We start from the raw sequence: 17699 nt of genomic DNA, 5'->3' as shown, positions 1-17699 counted from the left end.
TTCCGCAAACCTCAGACAATTAGACCCCTGAGGCTTTCTTTCGATACCAAGCATTATTCCATTATTTCTATATTGACGGTAGATTTTATATAAATAGTCTTTCTGAGAATGATTATCTCAGGAAGGCGTACGGATGCATCTCGCTCTTTATCTCGAGGCCGGCACACATCTCGGCGGTTGGCGGCTCCCGGAGTCGGCCACCTCAGGCGGCGTCGACTGGGCGCTCTACAAGACCGTCGCCCGCCGCGCAGAAGCCGCGAAGCTGGACATGCTTTTCGTCGCCGACAAGCTTTCGATCGACGACAACTATGGCCAGCACTTTGCCGACACTGTGAAGTATCGTCTCGTCACCAGGCCCGAGCCGTTGACCACACTGGCGGCGCTCGGAGCCGTCACCGATCATATCGGCATAGGCGGCACGATCTCATCATCATATGCCTCGCCTTATGCCGCCGCCCGTATGTTGGCGAACATCGACCATATCAGCGGCGGTCGCGCCGCCTGGAACCTCGTCACCTCCGTCAGCGATGGCGAGGCGCGCAATTTCGGCCGGGAGCAACATTTCGGACACGAGGAGCGCTACCTCCGCGCCATCGAATTTGCGGACGTCATGGGCAAGCTATGGGATAGCTGGGAAGCCGATGCGCTCGTCCTCGACAAGAAGTCCGGCGTCTTCGCGGATCCCACCAAATTCCATTACATTGACCATGAAGGCGACTTCTTCAAAATCCGCGGCCCTATCAACGTACCCCGCCCACCGCAGGGTCGTCCGGTCCTCATTCAGGCTGGCGTTTCGGACCGGTTCCAGGGGATCGCGGCGCAGAATGCCGAGGTGATCTTCGTCGTCCATGCTGAACTGGAGCGCGCACGAAGCTTCTACAAGAACTTCAAGGAAAAGGTAGTCGAAGGCGGCCGCTCGGAGAACGCCGTAAAGGTCCTCCCCGGCATCGTCCCCGTGGTCGGCCGCACCCGTAAGGAAGCACTGGACAAGGAACGAGAGCTCAAGGAACTCATTCTGCCCGAGGCAGGCCTCAGCTTCATGTCGGCGAGCATGAACTTCGACCTCGCCCAGTTCCCCCAGAATGCACCCTTCCCCGATATCACCGACAAGATCACCGGCAGCGTCGGCCGCTTCCAGTACGTCATCAAGCGCGCCATTGAACAGAAAATGACAGTTGCCGAGGTCGGAAAATGGTATGCGGAAAGCCTGTCATTCTTCGCGCCCGTCGGTACGCCGGAGGAAGTCGCCAGTCAGTTGGCCCATTGGTACTCCCAGCGTGCGTGTGACGGCTTCGTCATCCTGCCTCCCTACATCCGTCGCGACGAGGACCTCTTCCTCGAAGGCGTCGTCCCGGTTCTCCAGGAGCGCGGACTTTTCCGTCGGGAGTATCCGGGAACCACCCTGCGCGAGACCCTGGGTCTCGAACGGCCAGCCAATCAATTCGAAACACGCGAGACAACCGAGAAGCGGCGCGCTGCGCTCTGACCTCGCATCAAGGAGTATTGTGATGAAGACCAAGTCAATCATTCGCCTCGCACTGTCAGTGGCGATCTCCGTCGCCGCGACTGTCGCCTCCGCCCAGGAGGTTCTTCGCGTTGGCGACCAGCGCGGCAACGCGCGCGCTGTCATGGACGCTTCCGGCGTGCTTAAGGACGTCCCCTATCAAGTCGAGTGGAGCGAATTCGCCAACGCCGCCCCTCTGCTCGAAGCTCTCGCTGCCGGAGCTCTTGACGCTGGTTCGGTCGGCGACGCGCCACTGACCTTTGCCGCTGCGCGTGGTGTCAAGGCAAAGGCCATCTTCGCCACAAAGTACGAAGGAAACGCCATCATCGTAAAGAACGACGCACCTTATCAGGGCATCAAGGATCTCGTCGGCAAGAAGGTCGCTTTCGTGAAGGGTTCGGCGGGCCACGCCCTTATCCTTCAGTCGCTCAAAGAGGCTGGTCTCAAGGAAGACGCCATCACGCCGGTCTTCCTGCCGCCTGCGGAGGCGACGCTCGCCTTGACGAACGGATCGGTCGATGCCGTCTCGCTCTGGGAACCCTACATCTCCTTCACGACGCTCAAGTCCGGGGCTCGCATCATCGTCGATGGCAAGAACTACCCCAGCCTTTCCTATTTCATCGCCTCCGAGGCTGCTATCGAAGGCAAGCGCGATATCCTCAAGGACTTCGTCGCCCGCAGCGCCAAGGCTCGCGCCTGGGGGCTCGAGCATCCGCGGGAATACTCGAAGATTATCGCCCAGCTCGTCAAAATTCCCGATGACGTGGCGCTCGGCAAGCAGACCCGCGAAAGGCACGCTCCCCAGCTGATCAACGCAGACGTCGAGAAGCTCCAGCAAAGCACGATCGATCTCTATTATGGAGCCGGGATCATCGACAAGAAGCTGAACGCCAGCGACCTGTTGGACGACTCCTTCTCTCCCAAGCAGACGGACTGACGAACGCAGAGGCTGACGATGATGACGACCAGCGCGAAGACTCCAATCACAGCAGGACGGTATCTGGCCCAGGCATTTGCTCCGTGGGCGTTTCCTGTAATCGTCGTCATTCTCTGGCAGATCGCCTCATCGGGAGGACTGCTCTCCCAAGGCATTCTACCCTCGCCGCTCGCCGTCCTGGAGGCCGCCTGGTCTCTGGCGGCAAGCGGCGAGCTTGTGCAGCATATGGCAGCCAGTTTTTGGCGAGCGGCCGTCGGCTTCGGTATAGGTGCGGCTCTGGGGCTGTTCTTCGGTTTTGTGAACGGCCTTTGGCGAACCGGGGAAACGCTCTTCGACAGCTCGCTTCAGATGCTCCGCAACATTCCATCGCTCGCCATGGTGCCGCTCGTCATCATGTGGTTCGGAATCGGCGAGGAAGCCAAGATTTTCCTCGTAGCGTTCGCCACCATGTTTCCGATCTACCTCAACACCTTCCACGGCATCAAATCAGTCGATCAGGGTCTGATCGAGATGGGGCGGAACTACGGACTGACACGAACCGGTCTTCTACGTGACATCATACTGCCTGGAGCCATGTCGTCTATTCTCGTTGGTGTGCGGTACGCGCTCGGGGTGGCCTGGATCGTGCTGATCGTCGCCGAGACGATCGCAGCGAGTTCGGGTATCGGCCTTCTCGCTACGAACGCGCGCGAATTCCTTCAGGCCGATGTCGTGGTGCTCTCGATCATCCTGTACGCGCTTCTCGGCAAGCTGACAGACTGGCTGGCGCGGCTCGCGGAGAACCGTTGGCTACGCTGGCATCCATCCTATCAGAAGTAAGAGAGGTCTCTGGTGACTTTAGTCTCCTTGAAATCGACGCGGCCGAACGTGGCAAAAGAGGTTTCGTTAAGCAACACCTCCGCGGGCGGAGCCGCGCTGGACATCCTCGGCCTGTGGAAGGGCTTTGACGGGACGGAGGTTCTCAAGGGCCTTTCGCTCAACGTACCCGCCGGTCAGTTTCTTTCGATTGTCGGCCGCTCGGGCTGTGGGAAGTCCACTCTACTGCGGCTGATCGCGGACCTCGAAACTATCGATGGCGGGACAATCCAGATCGACGGAAATCCCCTGTCCGAAATCTCCGGTGAGGTGCGGATGATGTTCCAGGACGCGCGCCTCTTGCCCTGGAGAACCGTTCTCCAAAACATCGGGATCGGCCTGCCCAATCCATGGCAGAACCGCGCACGCAAGGCGCTTGCCGAGGTTGGTCTTTCCGAACACGCTGACAAATGGCCGTCCCAATTATCAGGTGGACAGAGGCAGCGCGTTGCCCTTGCCCGTGCCCTTATACACCGGCCGCGTCTCCTGCTGCTTGACGAACCGCTCGGCGCACTGGATGCACTGACGAGACTTGAAATGCAGAACCTCATCGAAAGCATCCGTGCGCGCCACGGATTCACTGTCCTTCTCGTCACACACGACGTCGAGGAGGCCATTGCTCTTGGCGATCGCGTCATCTTGATGGAGAAAGGCGAGATCGTTCTCGAGCTGGATATCGAGCTTGCGCATCCTCGTGTGCGCAGTTCGCAGGCGTTCACGTCAATTGAGGAGAAGGTTCTTTCCAGGGTACTGAACTCCAGAAATGCACCAAGCGGAGACGATTGCAAATGAACCTCGACGACATCGAAGCTTTCATCGCCGTGGTCGGAGCCAGGTCGCTCAGCCAAGCGGCGGCTATTCTTTCGTTGACCCAGTCGGCGATCTCGAAGCGCATCCAGAACCTCGAGAAGGACCTCGGTGTTACCCTGCTCGACAGAAGCGTCAAGCCACCCGTTCCAACCACCGTAGGTCTCGGCGTCCACGAGCAGTGCCTCAATATCCTCAAGGAAGTCGACAAGCTCCGCTTGACGTTGAGTGCCCGCTCGAACCTGACGGGTGGTGCGCGCTTGGGACTGACCCAGGCGGTCTGCGATGTGATTCTTGCCGACATAGTCCATCTGCAACGGGAGCGATGGCCGGAACTGTCTATACGTGCCACCACAGGCTGGGCGAACCAGATTGTTGAAAAGCTCGTCGACGGCCAGATCGATGCTGCGATCGTATTGATGCCCACACGGAAAATCTTTCCGCACAAAGTGACCGCCGTTTCGCTGGCGCAGGTCGAGATGGCGATCGTGGGGCCGCTCGGATCGGGCGGAGACCGTGCCCAACGCCTTGGCACCCTTCACAAATCCGGGTGGATTCTGAACCCCGACGGATGCGGTTTCCGGGCGGAACTGCAGCGGGCGCATGCGGCGCTCAATCTTCCGTTCAAAGTCAATCTCGACACCTTTGCTCGAGAGACGCAGTTGGAGATGGTTGCCGCAGGTCTCGGACTTGGACTCGTTCCCGTGCCCCTTCTGGAGATGAGCCCCCACCGTACCAAACTGGAGATCATCACGGTCAGCGACTTTTCGTTGCGCGCAGAACTCTGGCTCTGTCACGCGCCGACTCTCGGTGCTCTCGAACCACCCATCAGCGCTTTTGGAGCGAGAGCCGCAACGCTGTTTCAGGGGGCGGCAGCTCCGAGCAGGCTGGTCGACTTTGAAGCTGCCAACCAGACCATCACCTCGTGAATAGCTCACGAGATCGATAGCAGGAGAAAATATGTCAGCCCCGACAACGAAGCACAGCCTCAGGTACGACGAAGTGCGGCAGCATCTTCTGGCCCGCTCGGAAATCCTTCTCGCCGACGTCCGCGAAGAAGATCCTTTCGCGCAAGGGCATCCCCTCTGGGCAGCCAACTTTCCCATTGCCCGGCTTGAACTGGATGCATGGCGCAGGATCCCACAACGCGATACGCTGATCGTTCTGTATGGTCACGATGGCATACGAGACCTCGCTCCCATCGCCGTCGAGAAACTGAAATCGCTCGGCTACACGAATGTCCATATCCTCGAAGGGGGATTGGAAGCGTGGAAGGCCGACGGCGGCGAACTGTTCATTGACGTCAACGTGCCGAGCAAGTCATTCGGTGAACTGGTCGAAGCGAAAAGGCACACGCCGCTCTGGGACGCGACCAAGGTAAAGGCGCTTCTAGATGAAGGAGCCAACGCGGTCGTTTTCGATGCACGCCGTTTTGACGAATATCAAACGATGAGCATTCCAAAGGGTATCAACGTTCCCGGTGGTGAACTCGTCCTGCGCGCACGGGACCTTGCTCCCGATCCCGAGACCCTTGTGATCGTCAACTGTGCTGGCCGCACACGCAGCATCATCGGAACGCAGTCTCTCATCAATGCCGGGATACCGAACAAGGTCGTCGGTCTTCGCAACGGAACAATTGGATGGACTTTGGCAGGTCAGACACTGGAACATGGAGCGAGCAGGAGCTTCGCTGACGTCGAAGCCAGGGACCGCTCGGAGGCGCAAAAATCCGCTGCAGCCGTCGCCGCGCGCGCGGGTGTTCGGAGCATTGCTCTGTCGGACATCGGCAGCCTTCAAACCCCGGACCGAACGACTTATCTGATCGACGTCCGCACCGAACCAGAATACCTCGAAGGCCACCTGCCGGGCTTCATGCACGTGCCAGGCGGACAGCTTGTACAGGAGACTGATCACTACGCGCCTGTCCGTGGTGCGCGTATCGTACTAAGCGACGACGAGACAACGCGTGCCAATATGGCAGCGTCGTGGCTCGCGCAGATGGGTTGGGAAGTCTATGTCGTAGAACAGGCTCCGAGTGATGCCATCAGCGAACAAGGATCCTTCAAGAGCATATCGCCCGAAGTCGAGCCGACCCCGACGATCTGCGTCCGCGATCTTTCTTCCGCGATCTCCAATCCGAATTCCGATATCGTCGTGCTCGATTTCACGACCAGCGCGAACTACCTAAAGGGGCACATCCCGGGTGCGTGGTTCGCGCTACGCTCCCAGCTCCCGGAAGCGATCAAGCGCGCGCCTCCCGCAAAAACCTACGTCGTCACATGCGGCACAAGCGCGCTCGCCATTTATGCCGCCGTCGACCTTAAGAAACTGGTCGATGTTCCAGTCCTCGTTTTTGAGGGCGGCAACGCTGCCTGGAAGGCTGCCGGTCGAATCCTGGAAACCGATGAGTCCCACCTCGCATCACCCCGCATCGATCGCTATCGTCGGCCCTACGAAGGCACGGACGCCCCCGTGGAGGCTATGCAGGCCTATCTCGACTGGGAATACGGACTGGTCGCGCAGCTCGATCGCGACGGCACGCACTTCTTCAACGTCATCTGAGCAGGACCGCACCATGAGCGACGACCATCACCACGACCACCATCACTCGGACCATTGGAAGCACAACGGGATCCGTGTCATCAAGGGCGACCAGCTCGATTCCAACACGGCCCAGACGCCTGGCATGTTCCGGCAGGCAGCCGTCAATCATGCCCGCGTCGGCGCACAGAAAATCTGGGCAGGCACCGTCGCAATCGAGCCGAACGCCAAGACCGGGGTCCACCACCACGGTGCGCTCGAAAGCGTTATTTTCGTGATCCGTGGCAAGGCCCGTATGCGCTGGGGGGATCATTTGGAATATGTCGCGGAGGCGGGACCAGGCGACTTCATCTTCGTGCCGCCTTACGTACCGCACCAGGAAATCAATGCCGATCCTGACAACGTGCTCGAGTGCGTCCTGGTGCGATCGGACAACGAGGCAGTCGTCGTCAACATCACGGATGTCGATCCTGTAGAGAAGCCGGAAGAGGTTTATTGGGTTGATCCAATACACCGCCATCCGGATTGACAGAGAGAAACCGGCCCACCATGGGCTGCTCGCATGCCGGACCTCGTCCAGCGACGCTTCGGTGTTGACGGCCGTGAACAAGTCGACAGGGAAGGTTTCCTTGGCCGTAAACCGGCCGGCGATGATCAAAAGCGGACCGCCGATTGCTCCATCGGGCAGTCCGCCCCCATGTTGGACTGCGGCGCGTTGACTCTCCGTTCAATTTTTCCAGATGCGTCGCGATCATTCTAACTCTACGAGACTCCGGCTGCGGGCGACGGTTGGTGTCAGAAATTCGTTTGATTTTGTTGGATACCGTCCATCCGGCAAACCGACTCGGCGAACTGCTGCCGTGGAACTAGGGGCTCAATTATCGCGCCGCGGCCGACGTCCGGCGGGCGGAGCGAAGCATTGCCGTCGTCGCCTCGACGCCTTGATATAACGCAACCCGATCTTCAGCCAGACCTGATACAAGCCAGGAAGAACATAGCCATAGAGGGCATAGTTATGATTGACCATATGGGCATCAGCCCCCCGGACATCGAAAGCGCACGGCAATTTTACGATGCTGCACTCAAGCCGCTCGGCATTACGACCGTGATGGAAGTGAAGCCCGGACAGACCGGCGGCTATCACGGCATAGGCTATGGAACTGGTCGAAAGCCTTTCTTCTGGCTGTCCAGCGACAGCCGCCATGCCGTCCCGGATGGTCCGCGCGGGACGGGCATCCACATCGCGTTCGAAGCCGAAAGTAGAGCAACGGTCGATGCCTTTTACGCGGCGGTGATGGCGCAAGGCGGCCGTGACAATGGTGCGCCCGGCATCAGGCCCCACTATCATCCAGCCTATTATGCGGCGTTCGTGATCGATCCGGACGGGGTCAACGTCGAGGCCGTGTGTCAGAAGTCGGAGTGAGGTCACGACCGGATCGAAGTCGGTACCGATCCGGTCATGCTGGTCATCCACCAGGCCAATCCAATCGGCGGAATACAGAAGATATTGGCGCTCAGTCACAACGCTACGTCCGACGTGTGAGAACCGGACGGATACGTACTGCCAGACAGCCTTTCGCGGGTGCGTTTGAGAGTCGTGGCGGCGGGTGTAAAATTTCGCTTCAGCCGCTCTTGTGCTTGCGAGGGCACCCCGTCTGCTTCAGCGATGGGTCGGCCCAGCTAAAGCAGCAGTTTGTGCTCTAGTGGGTCGCCCGATTTCGAGACGATCGAAGATCCGTATGGTTCGCGCGACGAAATGATCAACGCATCATCTGGCAAAGGCCGTGCCAGATCTTTGGCTTCGTCCCATGGCGCCTGCATCCACACCTCGGTCTCCTCTTCGGTCAGGAGAAGAACAGGCATCGCCTTCTCATGGATAGGCTTCACGAGATTGTTGGGATCAGTGGTCAAAAACCCATAGAGGTCGTCGGTCGTCGGCCCATCCTTCACCTTGCGGACGCTCTGCCATTGCGGGACATGGATGCCGGCGAAGAACATCAGCGACTTTTCCTCGTCCCGTGCAAACCAGGCGTTCGGCACGTTCCCCCCGGATTGCTGGCTGGCGGGATCGGGTTCGGCGAAGCTGGTGACCGGGACGAGGCATCGGTGCTCAACACCAAACCATCGTTTCCAGTGTGGGAAGGTGAGCTTGCGGACGTTGGTCGTGCCGCGGTCCGCCTCCATGCGGATGAGCTCTTCAAGATCGGCGGGCTTCCCTTTGGCTTTCAGTTTTTCGGCCTTGGCTTTGGCGGCCTTTTCCAAGGTGAACCGCGGCGAGGGAAGACCCCATCGCGCATGTGCCAATTGTTTCCTCCCATCAGCGGTGTTGCGGACAATCGGTCCCATCTGATCGGGGTTCATTTGATAGGCTGGCATGAGGTTGATGAGGCTCTCGGCGTCCTGAGCCCATTTTGAAACCCAGTCCTTGTCCTCCATCCGATAGAGATTACACATGCGACCCCCTCCGCTCGACCAAATACGGCTACTCTAGCGCATGTCGCTTGTTTCGCTAGTCGAGCTGGTAAACGTCGGCATTGTCTTGCCGTTCCCGCAGGCCCTTGTACGACGGATGACGGAGTTTCCCGTCCGATGTCCAGGCGCGAAACTCGATCTCGGCGATCAGGGTAGGCTGGACCCAGACAATGTCGGCAGTTCCGGAATGGGGCAGGGGCGGCTGCTTTCGCTTCCATCGCAGCGTGTCCAGTATCTTCCGCAACCGGATGATCTCGGCTCCCTTGAAGCCCGTGCCGACGCTTCCGACGTGGACGAGATCGCCATCGCGGTAGGCGGCGAGCGCTAACGAGCCGAAGCCGGCTGGGTACGATGCGGACCTCTCATAGCCGACGATGAAGAAAGCCTCGCTCTGGATGCATTTGACTTTTACCCAATCCCCGGTCCGGCCCGAACGATAGGGCTGATCGAGGCGCTTGCCGACGATGCCTTCCAGGCCGAGGCGGCAGACATGCTCAAGCAGGACAGCTGGCTCGGCATCGAATGTTTCTGATATCCGAATGGCGCTGGCTTCATTCGTTGGGCCGTTTATCGTGTCCTCGAGAAGGTGTCGGCGCGAACGGTATTCAACACCGCGCAGATCGTGCCCATCCAGATAAACAAGATCGAAAGCGTAAAGAACGGCGTGGGAGGCGCGCCTGCCAGCTTGTTTGCCGAATGCACCCAGCGATTGCTGCAGCAGCCCGAAATCCGGCCGCCCCTCATCGTCGAGCACGACGGCTTCCCCATCGATAATCATCGTCGCCGGCCCCAGCGCTCGGGCGGCCTGCTCTATGGCCGGAAACCGATGTGTCCAGTCGTGGCCGCCGCGAGTAAGGATCCGGATCCGCTGGGGCTCGATATGGACCGCAAGGCGATAGCCATCCCATTTCAGCTCCCAACTCCATTCGTTTCCGGTGGGAGGCTTAGCCTTCAATAGGGCCAGCGCCGGCTCGACGCGATCAGGTATGGGATCGAAGAGGAGCTGTGGTTGAGCTGGATTACGCTTCCTGCGCGGCTTTGAGCGGATCGGCGGCTCGGTGTCGCGAAGGAGGGGTTTTGATCTCGGAGGCCTCGTCATCCGGCCAGTTCATCAGAAAAACCTTAATAATACTGTGACTATCCCTATATTGTCCCCGCTATTCACCGATCAGGAGATAAGACTGCAGAAGCCAGCGAAATTTCTTGGTCGCAGCTATTCACCTGATTCTCATGAAGAATCTCGAACTTCTAATGTTCGGAACAATACTCGTACGTTTTTGCCGCCTTGACTCCTTTCTCATATGGGAACAAAAACAGAACATTGACATTTGCACGACATGAAGTCGCCCTGCCAACACGACCTTGAAGGGAGCCGTGAACAATGACTGCTGCCCGCGAAAGGGTAATCTGCGATCTGCGGGAGCGTATTGCATTGCTCGAAACCAGCACGGCGAAAAAAGCCGGTTGGTTGCCATTTGGCGTGCCGGAGATGGATGGGGTTCTGCCTGGCGGCGGCCTTGCTCATGGCGCGCTTCACGAATTTGCCGGTGGTGGATCGGGCACCGTCGATGGTGCGGCCGCTGCTCTTTTTGCAGCCGGCATAGCGGCACGGACGAAGGGGCCGATCGTGTGGTGTCTGACGCGACCAGATCTGTTTTTCCCCGCGCTTGCGCAGGTCGGACTGCATCACGACCGGATAATCTTCGTCGAGTCCGACAAGGAGGAAGACGTGCTCGCCAATATGGAGGAGGGGCTGTCCTTTGGTGGGCTCGGCGCCGTCGTCGGTGAACTCGTTCGCCTGCCGATGGTCAGCTCGCGCCGCCTGCAGCTGGCGGCCGAGCGCACGGGGACAATGGCATTGGCTGTGCGTCGTTGGAGGCGGCAGACAGAGGCCAATGATTTCGGGCAGCCGACGGCGTCGACCACGCGGTGGCGGGTGAGCGTGATGCCATCGGAGGATTTGCCAGTGCCGGGTGTGGGGAGGGCCCAATGGTTGCTGGAATTGATGCGCGTGAAAGCGGGTGAATGTGCTGAGTTTCTCGTGAGGGCGTGCGATGACAAGGGTTGTCTCGATCTATCTTCCGGATCTGCCGACGGATCGCATTCGTCGCGCCGATCCATCCATTCCGCCTGAACAGGCGATCGCGGTGATCGCCAGGAGCGGCTCGAAACGCTGGGTATCGGCGGCCGACGCAGCCGCCAGACAAGCCGGCGTTCATGTCGGCATGCCGGCTGCGAAAGCACAGGCGCTGTTTCGCGGCCTGATGCTGGTCGATGCGGATCCTGCTATGGATGCCGCAGCGCTCGAACGCATCACCCTCTGGGCGCTGACGCTTTATTCCCCGATCGTCGCGGTCGATGGGATCGATGGGATCGTCATGGACACAGAGGGTGCCGATCACTTGCAGGGCGGAGAGCTGCCGATGGTGACGAAGATCGCCAATCAGTTCCTAGCAAGGAAACTCACTCCCCGGGTCGCGATCGCCGACACCTGGGGTGCAGCACACGCCTGCGCCCGTGCCATCAGCCGCGAAACGGTCATAGTGCCTTCAGGTGAGACCGTCCGCGCCGTCGAGAAGCTGCCGATATCGTTGCTGCGCCTTCCCGGGAAAGTCATCAGCGATCTGCGCACGCTTGGCTTCCAGACCGTCGGCGAATTGGCCAACACGCCGCGCGCGCCGCTGACCCTTCGTTTCGGCCCCGAGATTGGCCGGCGGCTGGACCAGATGTTTGGCCGCGCCTGCGAACCGATCGATCCGATCCGCACCGCCGAGCTGATCGAGGTGAGCCGCGCCTTCGCCGAACCGATCGGTGCTGCCGAAACCATCAACAAATATGTCGGCCGGCTGGTCGTGCAACTGATCGAGGAGCTGCAAAGGCGCGGCCTTGGTGTCCGGCGCGCCGACCTGATCGTCGACAAGGTCGATGGCACACGGCAGGCGATCCGCGCTGGCACCGTGAAGCCGGTGCGCGACGTCGCCTGGCTGACGAAGCTGTTTCGCGACCGGACGGAGAAGATCGAGCCGGGCTTCGGGATCGAAAAGCTCACTCTGGTCGCGGTGATGGCTGAGCCCCTGGAGGAGCGCCAGAAATCCTCCTCGCTGGTCGAGGAGGAAGTGAAGGACGTGACGCCGCTGATCGATATCTACGGCAACCGCGGGCAGCGCGTCTATCGGGTGGCACCGGTTGCCTCCGACGTTCCAGAGCGCTCCGTCCAGCGCATCAGTCCTGCTGCCGATCCGGTCGAGGTTACCTGGGTCAGCCATTGGCGCCGGCCGGTCCGGCTGCTGGCCCGTCCGGAGCTGATCGAGGCAATCGCCTTGCTACCGGACCGCCCGCCGGTTTCGATCACCTGGCGCGGCAAGCGGCGGAAGGTCAAGCGGGCCGACGGGCCCGAGCGGATCTTTGGCGAGTGGTGGCAGCGCGACGCGGAGATGGAGGCGGTGCGGGACTATTTCGTCATCGAAGACGAGGCCGGCGAGCGCCTCTGGGTGTTTCGCTCCGGTGATGGCATCGATCCTGAAACCGGAAGTCACCGCTGGTTCGTGCACGGGATCTTCGCATGAGCTATGCCGAGCTGCAGGTCACGACCCATTTTTCGTTCTTGCGCGGTGCAAGCTCGGCGCAGGAACTGTTCGAGACCGCGAAGGCTCTCGGCATCGAAGTCCTCGGCGTTGTCGATCGCAATTCGCTTGCCGGAATCGTCCGGGCGCTTGAAGCATCGCGCGCCACCGGCTTACGCCTCGTTGTCGGTTGCCGGCTTGATCTGGCCGACGGCATGTCGGTGCTGGTCTACCCGACCGACCGGGCTGCCTATTCCCGGCTGACCCGCCTCATCACGCTCGGCAAGTCGCGCGGCGGCAAGAACAACTGTATCCTGCACTGGGACGACGTCGTCGCATACAATGACGGCATGATCGGCATTCTTGTGCCGGACCTACCGGATGACACCTGCGGGATCCAGCTGCGCAAGATGGCCGAGGTGTTTGGTGATCGCGCCTATGTGTCGCTTTGTCTGCGCCGTCGGCAGAACGACCAGTTGCGCCTGCATGAGATTTCCAATCTTGCGGCGCGGTTCAAGGTGCGGCCGGTCGTCACCAATGATGTCCTCTTCCATGAGCCGGGCCGCCGGCAGTTGCAGGACATTGTCACCTGCATCCGAACCCGCACGACGATCGACGAAGTCGGCTTCGAACGCGAGCGCCACGCCGATCGCTACCTGAAGCCGCCCGAAGAAATGCAGCGGTTGTTTCCGCGATACCGGCAAGCCCTCGCGCGAACCATGGAGATCGTCCGTCGCTGCACGTTCTCGCTCGAGGAACTCACCTACCAATATCCGGAGGAGGCGATCGTGCCGGGCAAGGATGCTCAGGCCTCACTGGAACATTATGTCTGGCAATGCGTGCCCGACCGCTATCCGGAGGGACTACCGCCCGACGTGTTGAAGGTCGTGCGGCACGAGCTCGATCTCATCCGTACCATGAAATACGCCCCGTATTTTCTGACCGTCTTTTCGATCGTGCGTTATGCTCGGTCTCAAGGCATTCTCTGCCAGGGGAGGGGCTCCGCCGCCAACAGTGCCGTCTGCTACATCCTCGGCATTACCAGCATCGATCCCTCGACCAACGACCTTCTGTTCGAGCGTTTTGTATCCCAGGAGCGCGACGAGCCGCCGGACATCGATGTCGATTTCGAGCACGAGCGGCGCGAGGAGGTGATCCAGTGGATCTATCGAACCTATACCAGAGAAAAGGCAGCGCTCTGCGCCACCGTGACGCGCTACCGGGCGCGCGGCGCGATCCGCGATGTCGGCAAGGCGCTCGGCCTGCCGGAGGACGTGATCAAGGCGCTGTCATCCGGCATGTGGTCCTGGTCGGAAGAGGTCTGCGATCGCAATGTCCGCGAGCTCAATCTCAATCCAGACGACCGGCGTCTTGTGCTGACTTTGAAGCTCGCACAGCAACTGATGGGCGCCCCGCGCCATCTCGGCCAACACCCCGGCGGTTTTGTCCTCACTCATGATCGGCTCGACGATCTCGTGCCGATCGAACCGGCGACGATGAAGGACCGCCAGATCATCGAGTGGGACAAGGACGACGTCGAAGCCCTCAAATTCATGAAGGTGGACATCCTGGCGCTTGGAATGCTGACCTGCATGGCCAAGGCCTTCGATCTGATCCGCGAGCACAAGGACCGCGATCTTAATCTCTCGAAAATCGAGCAGGAGGATTCTGCGACCTATGCGATGATCCGCAAGGCCGATACGCTCGGCACGTTCCAGATAGAAAGCCGCGCGCAGATGGCGATGCTGCCGCGGTTGAAACCCCGGACCTTCTACGACCTTGTGGTACAAGTCGCAATTGTCCGGCCCGGTCCGATCCAGGGGGACATGGTGCATCCCTATCTGCGCCGGCGAGAAGGCAAGGAGGCAGTCGAATATCCGACGCCGGAGCTGGAAGCGGTGCTCGGCAAGACGCTCGGCGTGCCGCTGTTTCAGGAGTCGGCGATGCGCGTCGCGATGGTCTGCGCCGGCTTTACCGGTGGCGAAGCCGACCAGCTGCGCAAGTCGATGGCGACTTTCAAGTTCACCGGCGGCGTCTCGCAGTTCAAGGACAAACTCGTCTCCGGCATGGTGAGGAACGGCTACGCGCCGGAATTCGCCGAAAAGACCTTCTCCCAGCTCGAAGGCTTTGGCTCCTATGGTTTTCCGGAGAGCCACGCGGCTTCGTTCGCGCTGATCGCCTATGCCTCGAGCTACATCAAATGCCATTATCCGGAAGCCTTTTGCGCGGCGCTCATCAATTCGCAGCCGATGGGTTTTTACGCGCCGGCGCAGATTGTCGGCGACGCGAGAGCCCACGGCGTCGAGGTGCGGCCGGTTTGCATCAACCGGTCGCGGTGGGACTGTACGCTGGAGCGGATCGGCAATTCCGATCGGCATGCTGTCCGGCTCGGTTTCCGGCAGGTGAAAGGACTGGCGGTCGCTGATGCGGCGCGCGTCGTCGCGGCACGCATGAACAATGCCTTTGTCTCGGTCGACGACATGTGGCGTCGAACCGGCGTGCCATCGGAGGCGCTTGTCCAGCTTGCCAAGGCCGATGCCTTTCTGCCGTCCCTGAAGCTTGCGCGCCGCGACGCGCTGTGGGCGATCAAGGCGCTGCGCGACCAACCCTTGCCACTATTTGCGGCCGCCGCCGAGCGGGAGATGGCTGCGATCGCCGAGCAGCAGGAGCCGGAGGTGGCACTTCGGCAGATGACGGACGGGCATAACGTCATCGAGGATTACAGCCATACCGGACTGACATTGCGGCAGCATCCAATCGCCTTCCTGCGCAAGGATTTATCAGTGCGCAACATCATCACCTGTGCCGAGGCGATGAATTCGCGGGACGGGCGTTGGGTTTATACCGCCGGACTTGTCCTGGTGCGGCAAAAGCCCGGATCGGCCAATGGCGTGATGTTCATCACCATTGAGGACGAGACCGGGCCGGCCAATCTCGTTGTCTGGCCGACGCTGTTTGAAAAACGCCGGCGGGTCGTGCTCGGATCCTCGATGATGGCCATCAATGGTCGGATCCAGCGGGAAGGGGAGGTCGTGCATCTTGTCGCCCAGCAGCTGTTCGACCTGTCAGGCGATCTGACCGGTCTGGCTGATCGCGATGAAGAGTTCAAGCTGCCGGCCGGCAGGGGTGATGAGTTCGCCCACGGATCGCCGGGAAGTTCGGATACGCGGGACAAGTCGAAGCCTGTTGTAGCCCCGCGCGACATTTTCACGCCCGATCTTCACATTGATACGCTGAAAATCAAAAGCCGGAACTTCCATTGATTTTCCCCATCCTGAGGCGCGGTGGCGCCCAGGGAGTTGTCAGTCCGCTCGCAGCAATTTTAAAGCAAAATAAAGCTTGAGCGCAATTTCCAGAACAAAATCGCTGTCTGCGCCCGAGGTTAAGTTTAGAGCATCAGATTATTATACAGGAGAGGCCAGTGGAAGCTTGGTATCGACAAGAAGACCCAGATTTCGGGACCGAGAATTCACGCAGAGCATAAAACAGAGAACCTCATGATACGCGCTTTCAAATCGTCGTCGAACTCAACCGAAATTATCAACCTCGACAGGGATGCCATCCGAGAAAACCATCGGAATGGTCGACAAACCAATATTATGTTCGACACCAATATCCTGATTGCAATCGAAAGCGCCTATAAGACTGGCCAGCGACACCAGGAACTTAAGAATGCTGGTGTTCTGGAACTGGCGAGACTCATCGAGAAAACCTCCAGGTATGGCGTATTCATCTCGCCTGCAGCGGCTTACCAAGAACTGCCCCCAGCGCGTCGAGGCGACGTTGAAGCAGCGTTCGACAGGTTTCTTGCAGACTATCTGCCAAATTTCCGTGAGGACCCAAACTCGATAAAGGTTCCGTATGCTGGTGCAAAGATGGACCCTGAGCATTTTAGCGCGCTGTCGCTGGAGCGTCAGAAGGCAATCTCGTGCTCATATGCTTCGCTGCTCGCTATGAACGTCATACATCGATTAGAGGCGTTGAATGGCCTGGAAAAATTCGCCCTCTACATCGATTATTGCGCCGAGGTACTGGATCTCATCAGTCTCAAGGAACTGACGATCGCTCGATATGTCTTCGCCCCCGAAAATGGCTTAACTGACCAACTCAGGACGCGGAAAGTAGCTATCACAAACAACTTCGTGAAACTGAAAAAGGGTGGCGGCAAAGGCTTGACACCCGTCAAAGTACTGGAGCGCATCGCTTTGAATGGAGCCAACGACCTGAAGCTGATTGCTGCTGCAGATATCGTGAACAATTCGCGCGAGCAGTTCAACTTCGGGATCATCGAGCATGATGTCTGGATCGCAACGAGCGACGATAAGCTCTACGAGTTTTGCTGCGCCTGCCCGGGCTACATGGGTCGGGAACGTGGCGGTCCCTTGGCTAGATATGTCGAGACACATACTGACGTAAAGGGAACCCGCTACTGGCGGGATTCCATCGAAATACAGCAGCGCAGACTTGAGGAGCGCTATTTCACAGTAGATCGCGAAAAGGAAATGGACTCAATTGTGCAGTCAGCCTTTGATATCGAGGCTGACCTGCTGAACGGTAAAGCTGACGATTATTTCAGACTAAGGTCATGGCGATCTGCGCGAGTGATGCATGACTAATACGGGTCCTCGCCCCGGGCCTCTAGACGCAAGCGTTCGAACCCATGCTTTCGCTCCTGCCCCTTTAGCTGTTGAGGCAGTACGGCAATGTCCTCGCTTTTCATCACGCGTTCCAATTTCTTCCTCTGTCCTGGGACCAAGAACACCAGTGCGTGCGATGGCCCTGTTACCAACACCCCAACGCGCGCACGCTGTTCTCACCAGCTCAATCTTACCGCGCCTCTGAATTGATACCAAAACCGGCCTCTGAGGAGAGCAGATCTCGGCGAGATCCGCATTCGCTATAAGGTTTGCTCCCGCATGATCATTGTCGGTTGAACGAGGTCCATAGGAGACGTCCCACCGCTCTTGATGGATGGCTTCCTGGTCCGGCCCCGGATCTCCGACGATCAACCCGCTGCGGG

Annotated in this window: 14 protein-coding genes; 12 read left to right on the top strand and 2 right to left on the bottom strand. The window is 59.5% G+C overall.

The annotated features are described in order from the left end of the window. The first annotated feature begins 133 nt into the window (after positions 1-133). The 8 genes from ACQZ6D_RS26380 to ACQZ6D_RS26345 all read left to right on the top strand — a co-directional run bounded on the left by ACQZ6D_RS26380 (position 134) and on the right by ACQZ6D_RS26345 (position 8067). Complete coding sequence (locus tag ACQZ6D_RS26380) at positions 134-1486, top strand: LLM class flavin-dependent oxidoreductase (protein ID WP_045231751.1); 1353 nt, start codon at positions 134-136, stop codon at positions 1484-1486. Between the two features lie 22 nt (positions 1487-1508). After that, positions 1509-2441: an aliphatic sulfonate ABC transporter substrate-binding protein gene (locus tag ACQZ6D_RS26375; RefSeq protein WP_045231750.1), complete on the top strand. Its 933-nt coding sequence runs from the start codon at positions 1509-1511 to the stop codon at positions 2439-2441. Positions 2442-2459: 18 nt separating this feature from the next. Further along, complete coding sequence (gene ssuC, locus ACQZ6D_RS26370) at positions 2460-3260, top strand: aliphatic sulfonate ABC transporter permease SsuC (RefSeq protein ID WP_045231749.1); 801 nt, start codon at positions 2460-2462, stop codon at positions 3258-3260. Between the two features lie 48 nt (positions 3261-3308). Continuing rightward, positions 3309-4088, top strand: a complete 780-nt coding sequence (locus tag ACQZ6D_RS26365; protein WP_045231765.1) for an ABC transporter ATP-binding protein — start codon at positions 3309-3311, stop codon at positions 4086-4088. After that, positions 4085-5032, top strand: a complete 948-nt coding sequence (locus tag ACQZ6D_RS26360) for a LysR family transcriptional regulator (RefSeq protein ID WP_045231748.1) — start codon at positions 4085-4087, stop codon at positions 5030-5032. Before ACQZ6D_RS26365 ends, ACQZ6D_RS26360 begins: the two co-directional genes overlap by 4 nt. A gap of 31 nt (positions 5033-5063) precedes the next feature. Next, positions 5064-6665, top strand: a complete 1602-nt coding sequence (locus ACQZ6D_RS26355) for a rhodanese-related sulfurtransferase (RefSeq protein ID WP_045231747.1) — start codon at positions 5064-5066, stop codon at positions 6663-6665. Positions 6666-6678: 13 nt separating this feature from the next. After that, positions 6679-7173, top strand: coding sequence for a cupin domain-containing protein (locus tag ACQZ6D_RS26350; protein WP_012654853.1), 495 nt, complete (start codon positions 6679-6681; stop codon positions 7171-7173). A gap of 486 nt (positions 7174-7659) precedes the next feature. Further along, positions 7660-8067, top strand: a complete 408-nt coding sequence (locus tag ACQZ6D_RS26345; protein ID WP_045231745.1) for a VOC family protein — start codon at positions 7660-7662, stop codon at positions 8065-8067. Positions 8068-8324: 257 nt separating this feature from the next. Here ACQZ6D_RS26345 and ACQZ6D_RS26340 read toward each other — a convergent pair whose 3' ends face one another. Together ACQZ6D_RS26340 and ligD are read right to left on the bottom strand one after the other, a co-directional pair. Then, entirely contained in the window at positions 8325-9098 is a 774-nt protein-coding gene (locus ACQZ6D_RS26340; protein ID WP_045231744.1) for an SOS response-associated peptidase family protein, read from the bottom strand. A gap of 55 nt (positions 9099-9153) precedes the next feature. Then, positions 9154-10215, bottom strand: coding sequence for a non-homologous end-joining DNA ligase (ligD, locus tag ACQZ6D_RS26335; RefSeq protein ID WP_045231743.1), 1062 nt, complete (start codon positions 10213-10215; stop codon positions 9154-9156). A gap of 282 nt (positions 10216-10497) precedes the next feature. Here ligD and ACQZ6D_RS26330 point away from each other — a divergent pair, with 282 nt between their 5' ends. The 4 genes from ACQZ6D_RS26330 to ACQZ6D_RS26315 all read left to right on the top strand — a co-directional run bounded on the left by ACQZ6D_RS26330 (position 10498) and on the right by ACQZ6D_RS26315 (position 17295). Then, a complete protein-coding gene (locus ACQZ6D_RS26330) occupies positions 10498-11250 on the top strand; it encodes an ImuA family protein (RefSeq protein WP_045231742.1) in 753 nt (250 codons plus the stop codon). Next, the gene (locus ACQZ6D_RS26325) at positions 11171-12682 is read left to right on the top strand and encodes a Y-family DNA polymerase (protein WP_045231741.1); all 1512 of its coding nucleotides are present in this window, start codon (positions 11171-11173) and stop codon (positions 12680-12682) included. The genes ACQZ6D_RS26330 and ACQZ6D_RS26325 overlap by 80 nt, the downstream gene beginning before the upstream one ends. Beyond that, positions 12679-15942: an error-prone DNA polymerase gene (locus tag ACQZ6D_RS26320; protein WP_012654873.1), complete on the top strand. Its 3264-nt coding sequence runs from the start codon at positions 12679-12681 to the stop codon at positions 15940-15942. Before ACQZ6D_RS26325 ends, ACQZ6D_RS26320 begins: the two co-directional genes overlap by 4 nt. A 234-nt stretch (positions 15943-16176) precedes the next feature. Beyond that, entirely contained in the window at positions 16177-17295 is a 1119-nt protein-coding gene (locus ACQZ6D_RS26315; protein WP_045231740.1) for a hypothetical protein, read from the top strand. Positions 17296-17699: the final 404 nt, after the last annotated feature.

The sequence above is a fragment of the Agrobacterium sp. 22-3639C2 genome, from assembly GCF_053522105.1.
This window is presented reverse-complemented; position numbering and strand designations above follow the sequence as displayed.

Excerpts from the sequence above, each read along its gene's own strand:
- ACQZ6D_RS26380 (WP_045231751.1), top strand. The coding sequence starts at position 134 with ATGCATCTCGCTCTTTATCTCGAGGCCGGCACACATCTCGGCGGTTGG.
- ACQZ6D_RS26375 (WP_045231750.1), top strand. The coding sequence starts at position 1,509 with ATGAAGACCAAGTCAATCATTCGCCTCGCACTGTCAGTGGCGATCTCC.
- ssuC (WP_045231749.1), top strand. The coding sequence starts at position 2,460 with ATGATGACGACCAGCGCGAAGACTCCAATCACAGCAGGACGGTATCTG.
- ACQZ6D_RS26360 (WP_045231748.1), top strand. The coding sequence starts at position 4,085 with ATGAACCTCGACGACATCGAAGCTTTCATCGCCGTGGTCGGAGCCAGG.
- ACQZ6D_RS26355 (WP_045231747.1), top strand. The coding sequence starts at position 5,064 with ATGTCAGCCCCGACAACGAAGCACAGCCTCAGGTACGACGAAGTGCGG.
- ACQZ6D_RS26350 (WP_012654853.1), top strand. The coding sequence starts at position 6,679 with ATGAGCGACGACCATCACCACGACCACCATCACTCGGACCATTGGAAG.
- ACQZ6D_RS26345 (WP_045231745.1), top strand. The coding sequence starts at position 7,660 with ATGATTGACCATATGGGCATCAGCCCCCCGGACATCGAAAGCGCACGG.
- ACQZ6D_RS26340 (WP_045231744.1), bottom strand. The coding sequence starts at position 9,098 with ATGTGTAATCTCTATCGGATGGAGGACAAGGACTGGGTTTCAAAATGG.
- ligD (WP_045231743.1), bottom strand. The coding sequence starts at position 10,215 with ATGACGAGGCCTCCGAGATCAAAACCCCTCCTTCGCGACACCGAGCCG.
- ACQZ6D_RS26330 (WP_045231742.1), top strand. The coding sequence starts at position 10,498 with ATGACTGCTGCCCGCGAAAGGGTAATCTGCGATCTGCGGGAGCGTATT.
- ACQZ6D_RS26325 (WP_045231741.1), top strand. The coding sequence starts at position 11,171 with ATGACAAGGGTTGTCTCGATCTATCTTCCGGATCTGCCGACGGATCGC.
- ACQZ6D_RS26320 (WP_012654873.1), top strand. The coding sequence starts at position 12,679 with ATGAGCTATGCCGAGCTGCAGGTCACGACCCATTTTTCGTTCTTGCGC.
- ACQZ6D_RS26315 (WP_045231740.1), top strand. The coding sequence starts at position 16,177 with ATGATACGCGCTTTCAAATCGTCGTCGAACTCAACCGAAATTATCAAC.